We start from the raw sequence: 22531 nt of genomic DNA, 5'->3' as shown, positions 1-22531 counted from the left end.
TCAAGGGCGGGATTCCGCACCTAAGTAAGCTGCAACCGCCCTCAAAAACGCCCGGGCGAGATTCGCTCGGGCGTTTTTTTTACCAAATTCAAAGGAATCGCCCGTATGTTGGACGCCAATCTTAAAGCTCAGTTGAAGTCATACCTGGAACGGGTCACCCAGCCGATTGAGATCGTCGCCTCCCTCGATGACGGCGCGAAATCCCAGGAAATGCTTGCACTTTTGCAGGACGTAACCAGCCTCACCACGCTGATTACCCTGAAAACCGAGGGTGACGATGCACGCAAGCCCTCGTTTTCCATCAACCGCCCGGGTGCCGAGATCAGCCTGCGTTTTGCCGGCATCCCCATGGGGCATGAATTCACTTCGCTGGTGTTGGCCCTGCTGCAAGTCGGTGGCCACCCGTCGAAGGCCAGTGTCGAAGTGATTGAACAGATTCGCGCGCTCAAAGGCGAGTTCAGCTTCGAGACTTACTTCTCGCTGTCATGCCAGAACTGCCCGGACGTGGTCCAGGCGCTGAACCTGATGGCCGTGCTGAACCCGAACATCAAGCATGTGGCCATCGACGGCGCGCTGTTCCAGGCCGAAGTCGATGAGCGCCAGGTCATGGCCGTGCCAAGTGTCTACCTCAACGGTGTGAACTTCGGCCAGGGCCGCATGGGCCTGGAAGAAATCCTCGCCAAGCTCGACACCAGCGGTATCGAAAAAGCCGCCGAGAAGATCAGTGCCAAAGCGGCATTCGATGTGCTGGTGGTCGGCGGTGGCCCGGCCGGTTCGGCGGCGGCTATCTACGCTGCGCGCAAAGGTATCCGTACCGGTGTGGCAGCCGAGCGTTTTGGCGGCCAGGTGCTGGACACCATGTCCATCGAGAACTTTATCTCGGTACAGGAAACCGAAGGGCCGAAACTGGCCAGCGCGCTTGAAGCTCATGTGCGTCAGTACGACGTGGACATCATGAACCTGCAGCGTGCCAGCAGCCTGGTGCCGGCGAAAAATGCCGGTGACTTGCACGAAATCCGTTTTGAAAGCGGTGCGACGCTCAAGTCGAAGACGGTGATCCTGGCTACCGGCGCCCGCTGGCGTGAAATGGGCGTTCCGGGCGAGCAGGAATACAAGGCCAAGGGCGTGTGCTTCTGCCCGCACTGTGATGGCCCGCTGTTCAAGGGCAAGCGCGTAGCGGTGATTGGTGGCGGTAACTCCGGCGTCGAAGCGGCCATCGACCTGGCCGGCATCGTCAGCCACGTTACCTTGCTCGAGTTCGACAGCAAGCTGCGGGCTGATGCTGTGTTGCAACGCAAGCTGTTCAGCCTGCCGAATGTCGACGTGATCACCAGCGCACTGACCAGTGAAGTTAAAGGCGATGGCCAGAAAGTCACCGGCCTGGTGTACAAGAATCGCGACAATGGCGAGTTCACGACCATCGGCCTGGAAGGCATCTTTGTGCAGATCGGTTTGTTGCCCAACACCGATTGGCTCAAAGGCACCGTCGAACTGTCGCCCCGGGGCGAGATCATTGTCGATGCGCGTGGCGAAACGTCACTGCCGGGTGTATTTGCTGCCGGTGACGTGACCACTGTGCCGTACAAGCAGATCGTGATTGCGGTGGGCGAGGGCGCCAAGGCTTCGCTGAGCGCGTTCGATCACCTGATCCGGACCTCGGCGCCGGCCTGAAGTCCGCGCCGTAAATAAAAAACCCCGTGTGTAAACATGGGGTTTTTTATTTCAGGATGGTTTCGGTAGCGTATTTTGCTGGGCTACGCCGCTGCCCGATACACAAGGTCTGCACCTTCAGTGCGGGTTTTATTTTTGAGACATCACCTCAAACGCTGCCGGGTATCGGTCGCCCGAGATGTTTTCGGGCGAGAACGTCGCTTCGAGCCAGGTGCATTCCTCTTCGGTCAATTTCAGGCGGGTCGCGGCGACGTTCTGCTCCAGATGTTCGAGGCGTTTCGCACCGGGGATCGGAATGATGTCGTTGCCCTGGGCCAGCACCCAAGCCAGGGCGACTTGCGCAGCGCTCACTCCTTTTGCGGCGGCGATTTCTTCGATCACGCTCACCAACCTGCGGTTTGCCTCGACGTGCCCAGGCTGGAAGCGCGGCAGATTGTGTCGGAAATCTCCCGCTTCCAGCGTGGCGGTAACGGGCGCCTTGCCGGTCAGGAAGCCGCGGCCGAGCGGGCTGAACGGCACGAAGGAAATGCCCAGCTCGCGGCAAGTGTCGAGAACGCCATTGGTTTCGACATCACGCGTCCACAGAGAATATTCGCTCTGTAACGCGGTGATCGGGTGGATGGCGTGGGCTCGGCGCAATGTCTCGGCAGAGACTTCGGAAAGGCCGATCGCGCGAACCTTGCCCTCGGTGACCAGTTCGGCCATTGCTCCGACACTCTCTTCGATGGGCACCGCTGGGTCGACACGGTGCAGATAGTAGAGATCGATGACGTCGGTATCGAGGCGCTTGAGCGAAGCGTGCGCGACGGCTCGGGCATTTTCGGGACGGCCATCCGTTCCGGTGATTTCACCGAAATCGTTCCGATCCCGGTTGTAGATGAAGCCAAACTTCGTCGCGATGACCACGCGTTCCCGATACGGCTTGAGCGCCTTGCCCAGAAGTATCTCGTTGCGATACGGGCCATAAACCTCGGCAGTATCGAAGAAGGTTACGCCAAGTTCGACTGCACGATGCAGTGTCTGGATTGAACTGGCTTCATCTTGGACGCCATAGGCCTGGCTCAGTCCCATGCAGCCCAAACCGATGGCCGAGACGTCGATTTTGCCTAATTTGCGATGTTCCATAACGTGTTCCTCTGTGAAGTTAGCCGGAATACGAACAGGGTAGAGCGAGCGACTAGCACTGATAACCCGTGCAAGCGAGATTGTGTTGATCTAAAATTTAGAACAATGGACAGAACACAGCTCTCCCAACTCGTCGTTTTCGTCGCCGTCGCCAAGACAGGCAGCTTTCGCGCGGCGGCCGATCAACTCGGCATCGCGCCTTCTGCGGTCAGCCATGCGGTCTCCACGTTAGAGGGCGCCTTGGGGCTGCGCCTATTGGCAAGGACCACACGCTCGACACGCCCGACAGAGGAGGGCGAACGCCTTCTGGCACGGGTCACAGGCCCCCTCGCCGAAATCGAAACCGGGTTCGCGGAAGTTACGGAGGATGCTGTTGCGCCTTCTGGTCCCTTACGGATCACGATGCCGCTCCTCGCTGTCCAGGAAGTCATCATGCGTCGACTGCCGGCATTCGTGGCGCTCTATCCTGCGATTGAGCTCGACATTCGCGTTTCGGATACGTTTGAGAACATAGTCGAGGAAGGGTGTGACGCCGGGATCAGGCTCGGGGAGAGCCTGGAGATCGACATGATCGCGGTACGTGCTGGTGGGGCACGGCGCGGCATGATCGTTGGGGCCCCGGCTTACTTCGCCGGGCATCCCAAACCTCTGCACCCCCGCGACCTGGCCGCACACAACTGCATCCGCCGCAGGTTCCAGAGTGGCCGTATCTACCGCTGGGAATTGGAGCGCGACGGGCATGCCGTCAGTGTCGGGGTGAACGGCAATCTGATCCTGCCACAGCAGGAACTGATGAGGCAGGCCGCCCTCGATGGCATTGGGCTGGCTTTTTTGTTTGAGGAAAGCGTTTTGGCCGATGTCCGCGCAGGCAGGCTGATTTCCGTCATGGAAGAATGGTGTCCACCCTTCGATGGCTTTTATATCTACTATCCTTCCCGGCGACTGATGCGTCCTGCATTGCGGGCCTTCATAGAATTCTTTCGTTATGGAGAGTCTGCGTAACACGCCATTCGTGGCACGCTTGGGGATTGCGCGATGACGTCCGCCGGCCTGGGTCGTGTCATTGCGATTGCCGGGGCCTGGTTCTGACATGCCCACGCGTGCAACCGCTGCACACCCATATGGCCCCCAGCCCACCAAAGCGCCAGTGCTTCAGTGAGCGGAGGGCTGCGCCGTGTAGGTTTTCTTGGCGTCTCATGTCCTCACGCTAGGCGTGGCATTGGACATTTTGATGGTGTCGGATTTTTACAGCGGCGTGGGCTGAATGATCTCCACCCAGTAAGCGTCCGGGTCCTTGATGAACGCCAGGCTTTTCATGCGGCCATCGCTCAGGCGCTTCTGGAAGTCGCAGCCCAGGGCTTCGAAGCGCTCGCACGCGGCCACGATATCCGGCACCGAAATGCAGATATGGCCAAAGCCGCGTGGGTCGGTGTTGCCGTTATGGTAGGCGAAGTCGGCGTCGTTTTCGGTGCCGTGGTTGTGGGTCAGTTCCAGGATGCCTGGGATCGAGTTCATCCACTGGGTACGCTCGGTGGCGTCTGCGGGGATCCGGGCCTTGTCCACCAGTGCGAGGAAGTACAGGCTGAATTCGGCTTCCGGGAAGTCGCGCTTTTCGAGCAGCGAGAACCCCAGGACGCGGGTGTAGAAATCCAGGGATTTGGTGATGTCCTTGACCCGCAGCATGGTGTGGTTGAACACGAAGTTCGACGTGGCGGTGTCAGGCTGGGCGGTGACGCCCGGGAAAGTGTTCAGATCGTGCAGGCTCATGGGCCCTCCAGAAAAAAATGGGGCAAACGCGGCGTGAGATGAGCGGTGCGTTCCCTTGGCTTGCGGCAAGCATTCGTGCGGCTGGGCCATGATACGCAAGGCCCGCCCGCCGCGCCAAATGAAAAAGCCCACGCAGGCCTTGCGAGCCGCAGGGGCTGGGCCGCAAACTTCGGCGCTTGAACCTGGGATGTTTTTTTAATGAGCGAATGTCGTACAGCGTTGTTGAGCACGTTGTGTTTGTTATTGGGTAGCCCTATGGCGCTGGCGGCCGAACCGGAAATTCACTGGCCCAGCGGCTGGCAAATCGAGGAAGTGGAGCCTGCCGGGGAGACGCCCGCCAACACTCAACCGGTGTCTCGGCAACGGGCAATCAAGAATGATGAAAATGGCGCGACAGTGATGGTCATGGAGTTGACGGGCACGCCGATCGAGGCCGGGCATGCCGTCAATCTTGAGGGCGTGTTACTGGAAATGCGCAAGTCCATCCAGAAAGACTTTGCCCAGGGCGGCTATCAAAGTGTGTGCAGCAAGATGCATCCTACAACATTGAGTCGTCTTGAGGCGCTGGAAACTACTTGTGTGATTACCGAGAACGGCCGCCACGTACTCTCGCAAACATTGGTGGGCGCTGTTGATACCGATAAAGCCTTTGTTTTTTCATACGCAGGCCAGGCGCAAGCATACGAAGCGAGCAAGGATGAAGTCCGTTCGGTGCGCGACAGCCTGAAACTTTGAAAAGGCCCCACGGTAAGCGTTTTTGAACAAAGTGAAATGTTATTTAAGTTCGCATTCGAACGTTTAAACAAAAAAAGCCCCGCTGTTGCGGGGCTCTTTGCAAGTGCGTTGTCGATCAGCCGCGAAGCCAGGAATCTACAGTGGCAGCGCCGTACTGTTCTTTCCAGGCTTTCAGGCCGCGGTGGTTGCCGCCTTTGGTCTCGATCAGTTCGCCGGTGTGCGGGTTCTGGTAAACCTTGACCACGCGTGCGCGACGCTGTTTTGGTGCGGTGGCGACCGCTGCGGCCTTGCCTGGGTTAGGGTCAAGGATGGAAATGATATCGCGCAGGCCCTTGCCATAGCTCTTCATCAACGCTTGCAGCTTTTCTTCGAATTCGATTTCTTTCTTCAGGCCAGCGTCGTTCTTCAGAGATTCCAGCTGGGCAAGCTGCTCTTGAAGGGCTTTTTCTGCTGCGCGAAATTCGGCGAGTCTGGACAAAATCTTTACTCCAATAGTGTATTTGGCTGATATCAACTGCAGATAACGCTATAAGCCAAGAGCTGTAAGGCGACTCAAGAAAGAAGCCTTCCTGCGAGTTCTGCACAGGTATGAAAAATTGTAGTAGTTAATCCGTCACGAGTAAATCATGTCTTTAGCTAATTAACACTCTTTCATCGGCGCGGTAGATGGCTATTCAATGGCTGATCAGGGATTTAATGAACTCATCGCAGGGCAGCGGGCGCCCGAACAGGTAACCCTGCAGGAAATCCACGCCTTGTGCCGCCAGGTATTCACATTGCTCGATTGTTTCCACGCCTTCGGCAACGATGCCCAAGTCGAGCTTGCCGGACAGCTCTATGATGCTGTCCAGAATATGCCGCGAGAGTGGATCTACACCGATCATGGCGACAAAGCTTTGATCGATCTTCAAGTAGTCGACATTGAAGTTGCGCAAGTAGGCCAGGCTGGAGTGACCGGTACCGAAGTCATCGATTGCAATCATCACGCCCAGTTCATGCAGCGCATCGAACAGGCGGCGGGTGATGTCCGTAGGGTTGATCAGCTCGCGCTCGGTCAGTTCCAGCACCAAGGTTACCTGGCCAGGCGGGAAGGCCGCGAGAAACTCGCGACAGTCCTGCACCAGGGCCAAGTCCTGGCAATGACGCGCGGTGATATTCACGCCGATATGGAAACCACGGGGAAAACGCTCGGCATGCGGCGCCAGTTGCGCTGCCGTCTGGCGCAGCAGCGCGCGCGTCATGGGTACGATCAGGCCGCAATCCTCGGCCAGCGGAATGAACAGGTCCGGCCGCACCAGGCCTTCCTTGGGGTGGTTCCAGCGCATCAAGACTTCGCAGCCGGCCCACTCGCGCGTATCGCCGCGTACCACCGGCTGGAAATAGGCGACGAACTCATTGGCACCCAGGGCCCGTTGCAGCTCGTGGGTCGGGGCCGACGAGCGTTTCTGCAGCCAGTGAGCCAGCACGCCCGCCAGTACACCGAAGAACACCACCAGGCTGAACAGCGCCGGGTAACGCTCTTGCATATAGCGCCAGGTTTCCCCGGCCGGCAGGCCGGCGTCGACACTGTAGTGATAACGCGGCGACACCAGATGGTGATGGGCCACGGCAAATACCGGTAGCGCCGTGTCCTGCACCTTGCCGTCAGCGCCCATCCAGTGCGGCCCGACCTGCAGGACCAGCTCTGCGTGGCGGCTGATCAGGCGCAGGGCGTTGGTCAGGTGGTAGCCGTCAATCGACGCAAAGGCGCCTTGATCGCCGTCGACCAGGCGGTATACCAGCAGCGCGGTATCCGGTGTGACCGGGTTGCCATCCATCAACCACAAGCGCCCATCGACATAATCGCCCGGGTTGACCTGCGATTCATAACCACCGCCGAACAAGGAACTGCAATAGATGTTTTTCTGCCAGGACAAGGTGGTTGCCCGGACAAACGGCCGGCGCGTGACTTGCTCGCGCAGTGCCAGCTGCACGCCGCTGTCACAGGGCTGGCCGGCCAGTGGCAGCAAGGCCTGGGCGGCGAGGGCGGTGTTGTCGAGCATCAGGTCGAACTGGCGCACCGCTTCCTGGGCCATCTGCGCGGTACTTTGTTGCAGCGTGCGTTCAGCCTGCCAGTGCAGGATGAGTATGCCCAGGCCGATTGGCAGCAGCGCGCTGAGTGCGCTGATCAGGTAGCGGGTGGCGCGTTTTTGCGGGCCGTTGACGGTCAGGGGCATGGGGCGAACGGTCTGTGGTGGGAGGCGGAACGCCGCAAGGCGCAGGATTAACTCGATGATAGATGGCCGGGCTCAATTAAGCTCGCCGCGGCAGAGAAATCCACGCTTTGTGCAACTTGAATAAAGGCCAGGGTCGCCGGCGTCGACTGGCGTTGATCCAGCACCGCCAGGCCAACTTCGCGGCTGACCGGCGGCGACAGCGGGCGCACGGTGTAGCGCGCATCCGGCGTTTCGGGCAGCGACGCCTGCGCCACCACGCTGACGCCGTCGCCGCGACTCACCGCCTCCAGGGTGCTGAGCAATTGCGAACAGCGATAACGCACATTCGGGGTCAACCGGGCGCTGTCGAACAGTCGCGAGACCAGTTCCAGCGAGCCGGCTTCGGTGAGGATGAACGGGTCGGTGCACAGCGCCTTCAGTGCCACGCAAGGGCGTTCGGCCAAGGGGTGGGCGGCGGGCAAAAGGGCGACCATCTGGTCTTTGAACAGCGCAAACGTATCGAATCGCTCGTGCTCCAGTACCACAAACCCGACGTCGATACGCCGCTCATCCAGCCATTGGATCACTTGGCGATCCGGGCCTTCGTCGACATGCACTTCAATGCCCGGATGCTGCAGCCGATAGCGCTTAAGAATGCGCGGCAGCAGGCGATTGGATGAGGTGGGGCCGAAAGAGCCGATGCGCAGCGTACCGCGTTTCATCCCGCGCGCGTCGCAGGCTTCCTGCTGCAAGGTGTCGGCCACGCCGAGCAACGTGCGGGCGCGCATCAGCAGTTGCCGGCCGATGTCGCTGAGTTCGATTGGGGACTGATGGCGTCGAAACAACTCCACCCCCAGCTCTTGCTCCAGGGCTTTGATCGCATGGGACACGGCAGACTGACTGATCCCCAGGCGAAGGGCCGCACTGGTGAAACCTTGCAGTTCGGCGACCCGCGAGAATATTTCCAATTGCGTGAGGGTCATGAGTATTTACTCATTTTACGATGATTGATCATTAGCTGGAGGATACGCCAATCCTACAGGCCACAGAGCAACCCGCCGATGACATCTTCCTCCGACCGCTCGACTTATCTGAAGCTCACCGCTGTGACCATGATCTGGGGCGGGACCTTTGTGGCCGGCCGCTACCTGGCGGCCGACCTTGACCCGCTGCTGGCCGCGACCCTGCGTTTTCTATCGGCGAGCGTTGCGCTGTTGCTGTTCATGGCCTGCGCACGCGTGCGCCTGACTCGCCCTGACGCCAGGCAATGGGTGCGCCTGGCCGTGTTGGGTTTTTTCGGCATCTTTTTCTACAACCTGTGCTTCTTTTACGGCCTGCATTACATCAATGCATCGCGAGCCTCCTTGATCGTGGCCCTAAACCCCGCAGTGATCGGCGTGGCTTCATGGTGGCTGTTCAAGGAGCGCCTGGGCGCGGCCAAGTGGCTGGGGATTGCCTTGTGCCTGGTCGGCGCGGGCACGGTGATTGTCAGCCGCAATCCCCAACTGCTGCAGGCCGCAGCCAACGCGTGGGTCGGCGATTTACTGATCTTCGGCTGCGTGGTGGGGTGGGGCGTGTACTCATTGTGTTCCCGTGAGCTCAATCACAGCCTGGGCGCGTTGCAAACAGTCACGTGGTCGATTCTGCTGGGGACAGTAATGCTGACGGCCACCACCCTCATCAGTGGCAGGATCAGCCTGAATGCGCTGGCCGCCGTGCATTGGCCGCAACTGTTCAGCCTGTTGTACCTCGGGGTGCTGGGCTCGGCGCTGGCGTATATCGGCTGGTACGACGGCATCCGCCGAATCGGCGCGACCCGCGCCGGTGTGTTTATCGCGCTGAATCCGCTGACCGCCGTCATTTGCGGCGCGGTGTTGCTGGATGAGCGACTGACTCTGCCGATGCTGTTGGGCGGCGCGGTGATCCTGCTCGGTATCTACCTGTGCAACAAACCCCTTGCTCCGAGCAGGCCAATGGGGATTTGATAAGAGTGCGGACAAACACTGTTACGCTGTGTAGAATCGATTTACGCATACAAGAATATGGACTTGCGCTCACGCAAGCCTCAGCCGTCAGAGACTGATGTACCCATGAAGCTACTCGGCTCCCCCCTCATCTTCGGTGACTTCCTCGCCCGCAGCGTGCGAGGTCTCTCGTGTGCGCCTCCCTCCCACTTCATCCTTGCTGGCAATTGACATCCGTTCATCCCAAGAATGAAGAGGCGCCGAAAATGGCTGACCAATACGAAAACCCAATGGGCCTGATGGGCTTTGAGTTCATCGAATTCGCATCGCCCACCCCAGGCACCCTGGAGCCGATCTTCCAGATCATGGGCTTCAGCAAAGTCGCGACCCACCGTTCCAAGAACGTTGACCTGTATCGCCAGGGGGAGATCAACCTGATTCTCAACAACGAACCCAACAGCATCGCCTCCTACTTCGCGGCCGAGCACGGCCCATCGGTGTGCGGCATGGCGTTCCGTGTGAAGGACTCGCAAAAGGCCTACAACCGCGCCTTGGAACTGGGCGCCCAGCCGATCCATATCGACACCGGGCCGATGGAGCTGAACCTGCCGGCGATCAAGGGCATCGGCGGCGCGCCGTTGTACCTGATCGACCGTTTCGGCGAAGGCAGTTCGATCTACGACATCGATTTCGTCTACCTCGAAGGCGTAGAGCGTAACCCGGTCGGTGCCGGCCTCAAGGTCATCGATCACCTGACCCACAACGTGTATCGCGGGCGCATGGCCTACTGGGCCAACTTCTACGAGAAACTGTTCAACTTCCGTGAAGCGCGCTATTTCGATATCAAGGGCGAGTACACCGGCCTGACCTCCAAGGCCATGAGCGCCCCGGACGGCATGATCCGCATCCCGCTCAACGAAGAGTCGTCCAAGGGCGCCGGGCAGATCGAAGAGTTCCTGATGCAGTTCAACGGTGAAGGCATCCAGCACGTGGCGTTCCTCACCGACGACCTGGTCAAGACCTGGGACGCATTGAAGAAGATCGGCATGCGCTTCATGACCGCGCCGCCGGATACCTACTATGAAATGCTCGAAGGTCGCCTGCCGAACCATGGCGAGCCGGTGGACCAACTGCAAGCGCGCGGCATCCTGCTCGACGGTTCGTCCATTGAAGGCGACAAACGCCTGCTGTTGCAGATTTTCTCGGAAACCCTGATGGGCCCGGTGTTCTTCGAATTCATCCAGCGCAAGGGTGATGATGGCTTCGGCGAGGGCAATTTCAAGGCGCTGTTCGAGTCCATCGAGCGTGACCAGGTGCGCCGCGGTGTACTGAACACCGACTGATCACCTTCTCGTCACAACAAGCCCGGTCGAGGTCGCCTCTGCCGGGTTTTTTTGTACGCCAGGTGTGAGGAACTGTATTTCGAACCGCGTCCACAAAGATGGCAGGGCCGCAGGAAACCTCCTGTGCCTTGATGCAGGGATGCCGAACTTCAGTAGTCACGTCGGGATACATTTTATGATCAATACATCCTATGCAAGCCAACATCCGCTTACCCCTTACGCGCAAAACGAGCCCGCAGTGTCCACTCGCAGCATCCGCTCGACCAGCGACTCGGACCCAGTCGACCAGGCGTTTCAAAGCTACATGGACCGCATACAGTCAGAGTTCCGCGACGGTTCGCTGAGTGCCGGCGGGCGAGCGCTGGCGACTGCCGTCGTAAGGCCTGGCAAACCGGGAGCACCCGGTGTGCAGGTGTCGACCTTTGCCGTCGATGGCGCGCAAGCCAAAGACATCGTCATGGCCAAGCGCACGCCGGCGACCGCCGAAGGGCCGAACTTTCTGATGTATTTGCCGGAGCAAGAAGGTCAGTCGTTTCACGCATTCAACACCCGTGAAGAAATGACAGCCTCGCTCAAGGCGGCGCTCAGCGATCCAAAGAAGGTGGACCAGCTTGCCGCACACTTCTCCAGTGACGCGGCGCCAAAGCAAGTGGAGCGGGTCAAGCAGGTGCTGGGGAAATTTGCCGCTGGCGATATCAATGCGGTGGTCGGCAGTTATGGGTATGAGAAGGGGGACATCTTTACGCGTCTGGACAAAGACGCCAGCACCCCGCCGGTGCCCGTCAACGGCCTGACCGACACGCGCCTCCACAGCCTGTCGCCGGATGGCAAGGCCACCTACATCGGGACACGCGAGGATGGCAATAAGGTGATTTACAATTATGACGCTTACGGCAACCTGCATGGCGGTAGCAAGGATGGTCTCTACTTAGTGCGTAACGGGCTGAACAATAACGACCCGCTCGTACTGATGACGCCTCAGGAATACAAAGCGGATGTCGGCAATCTGATCCTGAGCAATGTGGGCGCCAATGATCTGAATGGGCTCTACGGCGAATTCCTCAAGCAGCTCAGAAACCCAGGCCATGGCCTGGGGACGGCGCTGGAGGCGTTGGGCGTTCCTGAAGACGTGGCTTATTCTATCGAAAAAATCGCCAAGAACCCGGTCACAGGCACGTTGCTCGAGCTGAACCAGGGCAATCGACTGGGCAATCTGTTTGGCGTCAAGAAAGAAGTGATGGATGCCTCCCTGGAAGAGGTAGGCAATCAAGTGCAGAGCGACATCCCGTTCTACGGCTCAGGGCGCGAGCGACTGAACGCCTTGGCCGACATGTTGGAAAAGCAATTCGGCACGCCTGTTCAGCCAACAGTCCAGGTGCAAACCCGCTGAATGGCGGCGCAGCCCTGAGCAGGAGGGCATGGATGCGCCCCACGCTCTCGCGCTTATGCCCTGCGTTGGCGCACCAGGTGCTTGAAGCCTTCGTACACCAGCACCATCACCGCCAGCCAGATCGGGATGTAGGTCAGCCATTCGCCCGTCTTGATACCTTCACCCAGCAGCAACGCCACCCCCAGCAGCAGGACCGGCTCCACATAACTGAGCAACCCGAACAGGCTGAATGCGAGCAAGCGGCTGGCAATGATATAGCTCACCAGCGCCGAGGCACTGATGACGCCCAGCATCGGGATCAATGCGTACAGTTTCGGATGGGCCGCCATCACCGCAAAGCCCTGTTCGCCGCTTTGCACAAACCACCAGGCCACCGGCAGCATCAGCGCCATGTCCAGCCACAGCCCGCCCAAATGGTCGGTGGTCAGGTATTTGCGCACCACGAAATAGACCGGGTAGCCGATGATCACCACCAGCGTGGCCCAGGAAAAACCACCGGCCTGATACAGTTCGTTAAGCACCCCAAGGGCTGCAAAAAACACCGCGATCTGTTGCAGCCGCGACAAGCGTTCGCCGTACACCAGGCGTCCGGTCAGCACCATGGTCAGCGGCAGCAGGAAATAGCCCACCGACACATCCAGGCTGCGCCCATTCAGCGGCGCCCACATGAACAGCCACAATTGCACACCGAGCAGCGCCGAGGACACCACGATGCCGCCGATCAGTCGCGGCCTGGCCGCCAGCATCCGCAGCACGTCCCATACCCGTCGCCATTCGCCGCTGATGAGCATGAACACCGTCATGCACGGCACGGTGAGTAACATGCGCCAGCCGAAAATCTCCAGGCCACTCAAGGGCGTCAGCAGCGACGTGAAGTAATACATCACGGCAAACAACACCGAAGCCAAGACCGATAACACAACACCTTTAGACACGCTGTCCTCGCGAAAACCGTTGGATACAAAAGAGGGGGGATTTCAGCAGGGGAATATAGTGCTTTTGGCGTCAGAAGGTGGCTCTGTTTTGGGGCGTTTCATCCAGGTTTTGCTCACTGCCCTCGGTAGAAGGGCAGTGAACTGCGATTTTCCGGGGGGTTACGTGCGTGCCATGCGGCCCGACACAAAGTGACCGACATCATTGAAGCCCGGGGTGGACGAGTGCCCCGGCGTCACCAGCGAGTCGATAAAGGCCTCGTCCTCAGCCGTGAGCTTCACATCCAGTGCGCCGGTGTACGCATCCCACTGCGCTTCGGTGCGCGGGCCGACAATCGCAGAGCTGACGGCCGCGTTGTTCAGTACCCAGGCGATTGCGAATTCGACAATCCCCACGCCACGTTCTTTGGCGTATTGCTGGATTTGCTGGGCAATGCGCAGCGACTCGACCCGCCATTCGGTTTCCAGAATACGCTTGTCCTGCCGCGCGGCGCGGCTGCCGGCCTCGGGCGTGGCATCGGGTGCGTATTTTCCGCTGAGTACGCCACGGGCCAGTGGGCTGTAAGGCACCACGCCCAAGCCATAGGCGGCTGCGGCGGTGATCTGTTCGATCTCGGCCTGGCGATTGACGATGTTGTACAGCGGCTGGCTGATCACCGGCTTGTCCACGCCCAGGCGCTCGGCCACGCGAATCACTTCGGCAATGCGCCAGCCGCGGTAGTTGGACAGGCCCCAGTAACGGATCTTGCCCTGGCGAATCAGGTCGCCGATCGCCGATACGCTGACCTCCAGCGGGGTGTTGTGGTCTTCGCGGTGCAGGTAGTAGATATCCAGGTAGTCGGTGTCGAGGCGGGTCAGGCTGGCTTCCAGTGCATTGAAAATACGCTTGCGGCTCAAACCGCTGCGGTTGGGCAAACCGTCCGGTGGGCCAAAGCCGACCTTGGACGCCACCACCCAATCCTGACGCTGGCGGGCGATGGCTTCACCGACCAGCTCTTCCGAACGTCCGCCTGTATAAACGTCTGCGGTGTCGATGAAGTTGATGCCCTGGTCCCAGGCCTTGTCGATGATGCGCAACGAGTCTTCGGTGTTGGTCTGTTCGCCAAACATCATGGTGCCCAGGGTCAAGGCGCTGACCTTCAACCCGGATTGGCCCAACGTGCGATAAATCATGCAAAGCTCCTCAAATCAGGAAAACGTGTGCCATGCAATACCAGACTCGCAGGCTCTGGGACAAGCCCTGGGCGTGTTTCTTCATACGCTCAGCAGCGTCCGGCAACGTGTCTGGAGGAAGCGATGCAACACTTTCACCCGTTCCGACACTTGCAGGCGATGGGGGCACATCAGATTGAAGGGCGTGGGTTCGCCCTGCCAGTCGGTCAACAGTGGCACCAGGCGCCCGGCCTGGATGTCGCTGGCGATATCCAGGTTGGCTTTATAGGCGATGCCATGCCCGGCCAATGCCCAGCGCCGCACGATTTCGCCGTCATCGCTCAAATAGTCGCCCGTCACCTCGACTTCCTGCAGCTCGGCGCCTTGGCGGAAGTACCAGGTGTTGTTGGCCCGCCCCTGGCGCATGTAGCGCAGCGTATTGTGTTGCGCCAGTTCTGCCGGCGTGCTCGGTGCGCCATGGCGCGCGAGGTAGGCGGGGCTGGCGCAGGCGATGCGGCGGTGGTCCGGCACCACTGGCAACGCCACCAGGCTGGAGTCACGGGGTACACCGAAGCGCAGGGCGATGTCGACGGTTTCGCGGAACAGGTCGGCGTTACTGTCGTTCAGCAACAGTTGAACGCGGATGTTCGGGTGCTCCAGCTTGAACTCATCCAGCCAGCCCAGCAGCACGTTGCGCCCGAAATCCGAAGGCGCGGCCAATTGCAGCCAACCGCTGAGGCTTTGGCCTTGTTGCTTGATCGCCTGTTCACCTTCGGACAGGGCTTCCAGGGCCACGCGCACGCTGTCCAGATAGCGTCGGCCTTCCTCGGTCAGGCGCATGCTGCGGGTGGAGCGCGCCAGCAGCCGTATGCCCAGGCGGGTTTCCAGGCGCTTGAGCGCAATACTCGCGGCGGCCGGCGTGAGGCTGAGGCTGCGCGCGGCCGCCGACAGGCTGCCGGTGTCGGCGCTGCGCACGAAGACTTCCAGGTCGAGAATCGAGCTCATTTGTAAAAATCCTTTAAATATCTTGTCGTTTTACCGGGATTTTTCGCTGATTGCCAAGCTGGGAAGATGAACGCTCATTTTTTGACCCAGGATCTTTCCCCATGACCCATTCCCTCAGCGGTAAAACTGTCATCGTTATCGGCGGCAGCAGCGGCATTGGCGCGGCAGTGGCCAAGGCGGCAGCCGCGCGTGGCGCGCAGGTGGTGCTGGCCGGACGGCGTGTGTCCTCCGGCGTCGATAACGGCGTGCGCAGCGAACCGGTGGACGTCACCGACAGCGCCTCCCTGCAACGCCTGTTCGAAGCCGTGGGGCACTTTGATCATCTGGTCTATACCGCCGGCCCGTCGGTGCGCGCCAAGAACCTGATCGACACCGACCTGGACGAAGCCCAGGATAATTTCAACGTTAAACTCTGGGGTTCGTTGCGTGCGATTCAACGGGCGCTGCCGTTCCTCGACGAGCACGGCAGCATCAGCCTTACCTCCGGTCAACTGGGGCGCAAATTGGCGCCCGGTCAGTTCATCAAGACCGGTATCAATGCCGCCACCGAAGCGCTGGGCAAGCAATTGGCCAAGGAGCTGGCACCGCGTCGGGTGAATGTGATCAGCCCTGGCGTGATCGACACGCCGGCGTATGCCGGGTTGGACGACACGCAGCGCCTGGCGATGTTTGCCAAGGTGGAGGGCGCATTGCCAGTAGGTCGTGTCGGGCAGGCCGCCGAAGTGGCGGCGGGGTTTGTGCTGGCCATGGAAAATGGCTTTATGACCGGCGCCGTGATCGATATCGACGGCGGCGGCCAGTTGTAAATCCCCAACCCAGAGTAGGAGCAAGCCTGCTCCAACTGTCAGACTTTGAGGGTGCGGGTCATACGCAGTGCCAACACACTGCCGCCGACGATCACCGCCGCCAGCAGGTACAGCGCGATATCCGTGGACCCGGTGGCATCCTTCACAAAGCCGACGATGTACGGGCTGAGGAAGCCGGCCATCTGGCCCATCGAGTTGATCAACGCCAGGCCACCTGCCGCCGCGCCCGCACTGAGCATGGCGGTGGGCACCGGCCAGAACATCGGCAGGCCGGTGAGGGCGCCCATGGTGGCGATGGTCAGGCCGAGAATGGCGATGGCCGGGGTGGTGGCGAAATTCACCGCGATCACCAGGCCCAGCGCGCCCATCAACATCGGCACTACCAAATGCCAGCGCCGCTCCTTGCGCAAGTCGGCGGAGCGGCCCACCAGCAACATGAACACCGCGGCCAGCAGGTAGGGAATTGCGCTGAGCCAGCCGATCACCAGGTTATCGCTGAAACCCAGGTTCTTGATGATCGACGGCAACCAGAAGTTGATCGCGTAGACGCCGCTCTGAATGCAGAAATAGATCAAGCCGAACGCCCAGATCGCCGGGTTCTTGAACACTTCGGCGAGGGAATCGGTGGTGGTTTTCGGCTTGTTCGCCAGGTCAGTCGCGTGGTCGGCTTCCAGCATTGCGCGCTCATGCGGTTGGAGCCATTTGGCGTTGGCAAAACTGTCGCTGAGCAGGAAATAGGCGAGGGCGCCCAGGATTACGGTCGGGATGCCTTGCAACAGGAACATCCACTGCCAGCCGGCGAGCCCGCCTTGGCCGGCGCCGAAGTGGTTGAGTATCCAGCCGGAAAACGGGCTGCCCAACAGGCCGGACACCGGAATCGCCGACATGAACAACGCCATGATCCGCCCACGGCGGAACGTCGGGAACCACTGCGAGAGATACAGCACCACACCGGGGAAGAAGCCGGCTTCGGCGGCACCGGTCAACAGGCGCAACGTATAGAAATGCGTCGGCGTGGTGACGAACAGCAGGCAGGTAGACAGCGCGCCCCAGACGATCATCATCAAGGCAATCCAGCGCCGCGGACCGAACTTGGTCAGCGCCAGGTTGCTCGGCACGCCACACAGCACGTAGCCGATAAAGAAGATCCCGGCACCCAGGCCGTACACGGTTTCGCTGAACTTCAACGCATCGAGCATCTGCAACTTGGCAAAGCCAACGTTCACCCGGTCAAGGTAGTTGAACAGGTAGCAGATAAAAATGAAGGGGATCAGGCGCAGGGTAATGCGCTTGTAGATGGCGTTTTTATCGTCATCGGTGGCCAGTGGTGCAACGGCGCTCTGTGACATGGGAGTCTCTCTTTATTATGATTTTTTGCGATGCGAGGGTAACGTTGATCGCCCCATGAGTCTCGGCCACCTGGCGGGGTGCTGTCTTTGTGCTCGCGCACAGTGAAGCATCCTTTGCGCTGTGCCGATGAACAACCGCCGCTTTCAAGGAAATTAGCCCCATGTTCGAGCTGGATCATGACCTGGCGCAGGATATCGTCGATCGCACCATGGCGATCCTGCCGCATAACGTCAACGTCATGGACAGCCAGGGCCTGATCCTCGGCAGCGGCGAGCCGGAGCGCATCAACACGCGGCATGAAGGCGCGCAACTGGTGTTGGCCAACGGCCGCGTGGTGGAGATCGACGGGCAGACCGCCAAGCACCTCAAGGGCGTGCAACCGGGCATCAACCTGCCGTTGATGCACGACCAGCGCCTGATCGGCGTGCTCGGCATTACCGGCGAGCCGGAGGGGCTGCGCACGTATGCCGAACTGGTACGCATGACCGCAGAAATGCTGGTCAGCCACCGGCATCAGCAAGCCGAGCAACAATGGCGACGCCAGCGCTGCGACGATCTGTTGGCGTTGCTGCTGGCCGACACCGGCGACTCGCCACGCCTGGTGGATGAGGCGCAGCAACTGGGGCTCAAGCCGCAGATGGCGCGCACGCCGTATCTGTTCGAGTTGGGGGCGGGGCAGACGGCGGAAGCGCTGAGCGCCTGGTTGACGTCGCGCTATCCGGACAGCTGGTGCGTCAGCTCCGCGCAGTATTCGCTGCTATGGTGCCGGCCGGCGGCGGTGCCGGTGGACAATCCGCGCCTGCTGGAAAAGCTCGAAGGCCTGGGCTGGACGATTCTGCGGGTGGCGGTCGGTGGGCAAGCCGATGGCTTGGCGGGGTTGCGTCGTTGTTATCGACGCGTGGGCGACCTGCTGGCCTACGGCCGCGATGTCCTGCCGCATTCACGGCTGCTGACCCTCAACCGCTATCGCCTGCCGGTGATGCTCTGGCGGCATCGCAACGATGATGCCCTGGACGAATTGCTCAACCCGCTGCGAAAAGTGCTGGCCAAGGACAACAACGGCCAACTGCAGGCGACCTTGCGCAGTTGGTGCGAACACGACGGGCAAAGCCAGGCATGCGCCGATGCGTTGGGCATTCACCGCAACAGCCTGCGCTACCGCATGGAGCGCATTGCCGAACTCAGCGGAGTCGACCCGTTGACGCTGGATGGCATGCTCGCGCTGTACCTTGGCGTCCAGCTGCTGCCCCAGGTTTTGTCGGAATGACCAACAAGCCGGGTTCGCACTTGTGCATCGGACCAGCGTCATTGCCGCTGCCAACTGGCAGCATGGGCGGCATAAAAACCGGAGAACGCCCATGAAAATCATCATCGCCCCCGATTCGTTCAAGGACAGCCTGAGTGCCGAAGGCGTCGCCCAGGCCATTGCCGAAGGCTTGGCGCAGGTCTGGCCGGATGCACACGTGGTCCAGTGCCCGATGGCGGACGGTGGTGAAGGCACGGTGGAGTCGGTACTCGCCGCCTGCCAGGGCGAACTGCGGCACCAGTCGGTGAAAGGCCCCTTGGGCGCTACGGTTGACGCGCATTGGGGCTGGCTGGCCGACAGCCACACCGCACTCATCGAAATGGCCGAAGCCAGCGGCCTGCAATTGGTGGCGCCGGGGCAGCGCGACGCGTGCTCCACGACCACCTTCGGCACCGGCGAACTGATCCGCGCGGCCCTGGACGCCGGTGCCCGGCGCATCATCCTGGCGATTGGCGGCAGTGCCACCAACGATGGCGGCGCAGGCGCGATGCAGGCACTCGGCGTGCAGTTGTTCGATGCCGAGGGTCACCCTCTGGCACCGGGTGGCCAGGCTTTGGCCCGCCTGGCGCGGATCAGCCTGGAACAACTCGACCCGCGCCTGGCCCAGGTGCGCTTTGAAATCGCCGCCGACGTGAATAACCCGTTGTGCGGCCCCCACGGCGCCTCGGCGATTTTCGGCCCGCAAAAAGGCGCCGATCCGCAGCAGGTCGAACAACTCGACGCGGCCCTCGGCCATTTCGCCGACCACTGCGCCAAGGTCCTGCCCAATGACGTGCGCGACGAACCCGGCAGTGGCGCCGCCGGTGGCCTGGGGTTCGCCGCCAAGGCCTTCCTCGGGGCGCAGTTCCGTGCGGGGGTGGAGGTGGTCGCCGAACTGGTCGGCCTCGACGAAGCGATACGCGGCGCCGACCTGGTGATCACCGGTGAAGGTCGTTTCGACGCCCAGACGTTGCGCGGTAAAACACCCTTCGGCGTGGCGCGCATCGCCCAGCGGCACCAGGTCCCGGTGATCGTGATCGCCGGCACGCTGGGTGAAGGCTACGAGCAGATGTACGCCCACGGCGTGGATGCAGCCTTCGCCTTGCCGTCCGGGCCGATGAGCCTGGAGCAGGCCTGCAGCGAGGCACCGCGCTTGTTGCGCGAGCGAGCGGCGGATGTTGCGCGGCTGTGGCGCCGCGCGGCGGGGTCAAGAACCTCGGCTTAGTCCCGTAACGCGAACGCCACCGCTGCCTGCGCATGCAGCACCGTGGTGTCGAGCAGCGGCAGGTTGCTGTGTTCGGGTTTGATCAGCAGGCCGATTTCCGTGCAGCCCAGGATGATTGCCTGGGCGCCGCGTGCGGCCAGGGATGCGATCACGCGCTGATAGACCTGGCGTGACGCCTCGCTGATCACGCCGACGCACAATTCCTCATAGATGATCCGGTGGACGGCCTGGCGCTCGTTCGCATCGGGCACCAGCACGTTCAGGCCGTGGGCGGCCAGGCGCGAGGTGAGAAAGTCCTGTTCCATGGTGAACGCGGTGCCGAGTAAACCCACGGTCAGGGTGCCGGCGGCGACGGCCGCGGCACCTGCGGCATCGGCAATATGCAGAAAGGGAATCGACACCGCCGCTTCGATCCGCGGCGCCACCAAATGCATGGTGTTGGTACACAGCACCACGCACTCGGCACCCCCTGCTTGCAGGCGGCACGCAGCATCCTCGAGGATCAGCGCGGCGTCGTCCCAGCGTCCGGCATGCTGGGCCTGTTCCACCGGGCCGAAGTCCACGCTGTACATCAGCAGTTGCGCCGAACGCAGCGGACCGAGCTGGTCGCGCACGCGCTGGTTGATGATGCGGTAGTACTCGGCGCTGGACTCCCAGCTCATGCCGCCGATCAGGCCGATGGTGTGCATGCGATGCTCCTGACAAGAAATATCGCATCACCTTACCCATCGGCCGCCGAATAGTCATACGCAGTTGCGCGCCAAATCAGCGGAGCAGTTTCACATATCCAGATTGCCCCAGCCCGGCCTGGCTTGCTCCGCTGCCACCGCGTGGATCTGTTTGCCGGTGGCCAGCTCCACCCGGCGCGCCACCTCCGGGTCGTCGGCGAACGGAATCAAACTGGCCTCATCCAGCGTCTCCTCGGATTGACCGCGCAAACAGTACTCCACCGCGCCATACAGGCACACCACCATCAGAAAGCTCCACATCAGACGATCCTCGCGTCAAGCTGCGCGACCCGCAAGTCGGCAACCCGCACCGTGCGCCAGGTGTTGTAGGCCATCAGCAGCATGCCGCTGAGAAACAACACGCCACCGGCAAAGCGCACCACAAACCCCGGATGGCTGGCCTGCAAGGCCTCGACAAACGAGTAGGTGAGGGTGCCGTCATCGTTGATCGCACGCCACATCAGGCCCTGGGTAATGCCGTTGACCCACATCGAGGCGATGTACAGCACGGTGCCGATGGTCGCCAGCCAGAAGTGCAGGTTGATCAGCGTCACGCTGTGCATCTGCTGGCGGCCGAAGACTTTCGGGATCATGTGGTACAGCGAGCCGAAGGTGATCATCGCCACCCAGCCCAACGCGCCGGCATGGACGTGGCCGATGGTCCAGTCGGTGTAGTGGGAGAGGGCGTTGACGGTCTTGATCGCCATCATCGGCCCTTCGAACGTCGACATGCCGTAGAACGCCAGCGACAACACCAAAAAGCGCAGGATCGGGTCGCTGCGCAACTTATGCCAGGCGCCCGACAAGGTCATCATGCCGTTGATCATGCCGCCCCAGCTCGGCGCGAGCAGGATCAGCGACATCGCCATGCCCAGCGACTGCGCCCAGTCCGGCAGCGCCGTGTAATGCAAGTGGTGCGGACCGGCCCAGATGTACAAGGTGATCAGCGCCCAGAAATGCACGATGGACAGGCGATAGGAATACACCGGCCGTCCGACTTGTTTCGGCACGAAGTAGTACATCATCCCCAGGAAGCCGGTGGTCAGGAAAAAGCCCACGGCGTTATGCCCGTACCACCATTGCACCATCGCATCGGTGGCGCCGGAATACACCGGGTAGGACTTGAACCAGTCCACCGGAATCGCCAGGTGGTTGACCACATGCAGCATGGCGATCACCAGGATGAACGCGCCGAAAAACCAGTTGCCCACGTAGATGTGCCGGGTCTGGCGGCGTACTACGGTGGTGAAAAACACAATGGCGTAGGCCACCCACACCACCGTCATCCATACCGCGCCGGAGAATTCGATCTCGGCGTATTCCTTGGTGGTGGTGTAGCCCAACGGCAGGCTGATCAACATGATCACGATGACCGATTGCCAACCCCAGAAGGTAAATGCGGCGAGCTTGTCGGAAAACAGCCGCACCTGGCAGGTGCGCTGTACCGCGTAATAACTGGCGGCGAACTGCGCGCTGCCGGCGAACCCGAAGATCACCAGGCTGGTGTGCAACGGTCGCAGTCGGCCAAAAGTCGTCCAGGGCAAATCGAGGTTCATTTCCGGCCAGACCAGCTGCGAAGCGATCCACACGCCCATGGCCATGCCCACCACGCCCCAGACGATGGTGGCGATCACGAATTGGCGGACGACCTTGTAGTTATAGGCCTGTCCGATTGTTGCTGTGCTCATGCTCAGTCCTCCCACGGTTCCAAGTGGCAGGCACTGTAGGAAGTGTGGCTAAAACAAAACAGACTCAGAAAAAGCTGATTACTACGGATCAGTTTATTCGGCGTGAAAGCACGGCTTATAGCCCATCTGATCCGCTTTTTAAGCCTGCACCTGAATCTTTAATGCCCTGC

General features: G+C 60.8%; 21 protein-coding genes. 9 read left to right on the top strand and 12 right to left on the bottom strand.

Annotated features, from left to right (window positions below; all coding sequences use genetic code 11):
• Positions 1 to 105: 105 nt before the first annotated feature.
• Positions 106 to 1671 (top strand): alkyl hydroperoxide reductase subunit F, encoded by a 1566-nt coding sequence (ahpF, locus tag ACP7E3_RS14310; RefSeq protein WP_079443890.1) that lies wholly within the window; start codon positions 106 to 108, stop codon positions 1669 to 1671.
• Positions 1672 to 1800: 129 nt separating this feature from the next.
• Here the strand turns inward: ahpF and ACP7E3_RS14305 are convergent, their stop codons facing one another.
• Entirely contained in the window at positions 1801 to 2796 is a 996-nt protein-coding gene (locus ACP7E3_RS14305) for an aldo/keto reductase (protein ID WP_104903242.1), read from the bottom strand.
• 105 nt (positions 2797 to 2901) lie between these two features.
• Here ACP7E3_RS14305 and ACP7E3_RS14300 point away from each other — a divergent pair, with 105 nt between their 5' ends.
• On the top strand, positions 2902 to 3798 hold the full coding sequence (locus ACP7E3_RS14300) for a LysR family transcriptional regulator (RefSeq protein WP_046383531.1): 897 nt from the start codon (positions 2902 to 2904) through the stop codon (positions 3796 to 3798).
• Positions 3799 to 4041: 243 nt separating this feature from the next.
• On the opposite strand, the gene gloA is transcribed toward ACP7E3_RS14300, so the two are convergent.
• Positions 4042 to 4563, bottom strand: coding sequence for a lactoylglutathione lyase (gene gloA / locus ACP7E3_RS14295; protein ID WP_108524182.1), 522 nt, complete (start codon positions 4561 to 4563; stop codon positions 4042 to 4044).
• 198 nt (positions 4564 to 4761) lie between these two features.
• Here gloA and ACP7E3_RS14290 point away from each other — a divergent pair, with 198 nt between their 5' ends.
• Positions 4762 to 5298 (top strand): DUF4946 domain-containing protein, encoded by a 537-nt coding sequence (locus ACP7E3_RS14290; protein ID WP_046383529.1) that lies wholly within the window; start codon positions 4762 to 4764, stop codon positions 5296 to 5298.
• Positions 5299 to 5413: 115 nt separating this feature from the next.
• On the opposite strand, the gene ACP7E3_RS14285 is transcribed toward ACP7E3_RS14290, so the two are convergent.
• The 3 genes from ACP7E3_RS14285 to ACP7E3_RS14275 all read right to left on the bottom strand — a co-directional run bounded on the left by ACP7E3_RS14285 (position 5414) and on the right by ACP7E3_RS14275 (position 8476).
• The gene (locus ACP7E3_RS14285) at positions 5414 to 5776 is read right to left on the bottom strand and encodes a histone-like nucleoid-structuring protein, MvaT/MvaU family (RefSeq protein WP_017846297.1); all 363 of its coding nucleotides are present in this window, start codon (positions 5774 to 5776) and stop codon (positions 5414 to 5416) included.
• A 196-nt stretch (positions 5777 to 5972) separates the two neighbouring features.
• Complete coding sequence (locus ACP7E3_RS14280; protein WP_426123464.1) at positions 5973 to 7514, bottom strand: EAL domain-containing protein; 1542 nt, start codon at positions 7512 to 7514, stop codon at positions 5973 to 5975.
• Positions 7515 to 7561: 47 nt separating this feature from the next.
• Positions 7562 to 8476: a LysR family transcriptional regulator gene (locus ACP7E3_RS14275; protein ID WP_046383527.1), complete on the bottom strand. Its 915-nt coding sequence runs from the start codon at positions 8474 to 8476 to the stop codon at positions 7562 to 7564.
• Positions 8477 to 8554: 78 nt separating this feature from the next.
• Here ACP7E3_RS14275 and ACP7E3_RS14270 point away from each other — a divergent pair, with 78 nt between their 5' ends.
• The 3 genes from ACP7E3_RS14270 to ACP7E3_RS14260 all read left to right on the top strand — a co-directional run bounded on the left by ACP7E3_RS14270 (position 8555) and on the right by ACP7E3_RS14260 (position 12190).
• Positions 8555 to 9478, top strand: a complete 924-nt coding sequence (locus tag ACP7E3_RS14270; protein WP_426123461.1) for a DMT family transporter — start codon at positions 8555 to 8557, stop codon at positions 9476 to 9478.
• 245 nt (positions 9479 to 9723) lie between these two features.
• On the top strand, positions 9724 to 10800 hold the full coding sequence (hppD, locus tag ACP7E3_RS14265; protein ID WP_017846293.1) for a 4-hydroxyphenylpyruvate dioxygenase: 1077 nt from the start codon (positions 9724 to 9726) through the stop codon (positions 10798 to 10800).
• Positions 10801 to 10975: 175 nt separating this feature from the next.
• On the top strand, positions 10976 to 12190 hold the full coding sequence (locus ACP7E3_RS14260) for a dermonecrotic toxin domain-containing protein (protein ID WP_426123459.1): 1215 nt from the start codon (positions 10976 to 10978) through the stop codon (positions 12188 to 12190).
• Positions 12191 to 12243: 53 nt separating this feature from the next.
• Here the strand turns inward: ACP7E3_RS14260 and rarD are convergent, their stop codons facing one another.
• The 3 genes from rarD to ACP7E3_RS14245 all read right to left on the bottom strand — a co-directional run bounded on the left by rarD (position 12244) and on the right by ACP7E3_RS14245 (position 15279).
• A complete protein-coding gene (gene rarD / locus ACP7E3_RS14255) occupies positions 12244 to 13125 on the bottom strand; it encodes an EamA family transporter RarD (protein ID WP_057004165.1) in 882 nt (293 codons plus the stop codon).
• 159 nt (positions 13126 to 13284) lie between these two features.
• A complete protein-coding gene (locus tag ACP7E3_RS14250; RefSeq protein WP_201021069.1) occupies positions 13285 to 14295 on the bottom strand; it encodes an aldo/keto reductase in 1011 nt (336 codons plus the stop codon).
• Between the two features lie 81 nt (positions 14296 to 14376).
• Positions 14377 to 15279, bottom strand: a complete 903-nt coding sequence (locus ACP7E3_RS14245; protein WP_046383522.1) for a LysR family transcriptional regulator — start codon at positions 15277 to 15279, stop codon at positions 14377 to 14379.
• Between the two features lie 101 nt (positions 15280 to 15380).
• Between ACP7E3_RS14245 and ACP7E3_RS14240 the strand changes: the two genes are divergently transcribed.
• A complete protein-coding gene (locus tag ACP7E3_RS14240) occupies positions 15381 to 16085 on the top strand; it encodes an SDR family oxidoreductase (protein WP_426123456.1) in 705 nt (234 codons plus the stop codon).
• Between the two features lie 38 nt (positions 16086 to 16123).
• Here ACP7E3_RS14240 and ACP7E3_RS14235 read toward each other — a convergent pair whose 3' ends face one another.
• Positions 16124 to 17434 (bottom strand): MFS transporter, encoded by a 1311-nt coding sequence (locus ACP7E3_RS14235; RefSeq protein ID WP_057004162.1) that lies wholly within the window; start codon positions 17432 to 17434, stop codon positions 16124 to 16126.
• A gap of 161 nt (positions 17435 to 17595) precedes the next feature.
• On the opposite strand from ACP7E3_RS14235, the gene ACP7E3_RS14230 reads away from it, so the two are divergent.
• Together ACP7E3_RS14230 and ACP7E3_RS14225 are read left to right on the top strand one after the other, a co-directional pair.
• A complete protein-coding gene (locus tag ACP7E3_RS14230; RefSeq protein WP_046489470.1) occupies positions 17596 to 18702 on the top strand; it encodes a sugar diacid recognition domain-containing protein in 1107 nt (368 codons plus the stop codon).
• Between the two features lie 91 nt (positions 18703 to 18793).
• The gene (locus tag ACP7E3_RS14225; protein WP_426123453.1) at positions 18794 to 19945 is read left to right on the top strand and encodes a glycerate kinase; all 1152 of its coding nucleotides are present in this window, start codon (positions 18794 to 18796) and stop codon (positions 19943 to 19945) included.
• Here the strand turns inward: ACP7E3_RS14225 and ACP7E3_RS14220 are convergent.
• The 3 genes from ACP7E3_RS14220 to ccoN all read right to left on the bottom strand — a co-directional run bounded on the left by ACP7E3_RS14220 (position 19942) and on the right by ccoN (position 22361).
• Complete coding sequence (locus ACP7E3_RS14220) at positions 19942 to 20634, bottom strand: aspartate/glutamate racemase family protein (protein WP_426123451.1); 693 nt, start codon at positions 20632 to 20634, stop codon at positions 19942 to 19944. The two genes, ACP7E3_RS14225 and ACP7E3_RS14220, sit on opposite strands and share 4 nt — an antisense overlap.
• Positions 20635 to 20724: 90 nt before the next feature.
• The gene (locus ACP7E3_RS14215) at positions 20725 to 20934 is read right to left on the bottom strand and encodes a cbb3-type cytochrome c oxidase subunit 3 (protein WP_046383517.1); all 210 of its coding nucleotides are present in this window, start codon (positions 20932 to 20934) and stop codon (positions 20725 to 20727) included.
• Complete coding sequence (gene ccoN, locus ACP7E3_RS14210; protein WP_017846282.1) at positions 20934 to 22361, bottom strand: cytochrome-c oxidase, cbb3-type subunit I; 1428 nt, start codon at positions 22359 to 22361, stop codon at positions 20934 to 20936. Before ccoN ends, ACP7E3_RS14215 begins: the two co-directional genes overlap by 1 nt.
• Positions 22362 to 22531 lie beyond the last annotated feature (170 nt).

Source organism: Pseudomonas sp. PSPC2-3, assembly GCF_049898265.1.
In the GTDB taxonomy this organism is placed as follows: domain Bacteria; phylum Pseudomonadota; class Gammaproteobacteria; order Pseudomonadales; family Pseudomonadaceae; genus Aquipseudomonas; species Aquipseudomonas veronii.
Note: the sequence above shows the minus strand (reverse complement) of the source record. Positions and strands in the feature narration are given on the sequence as shown.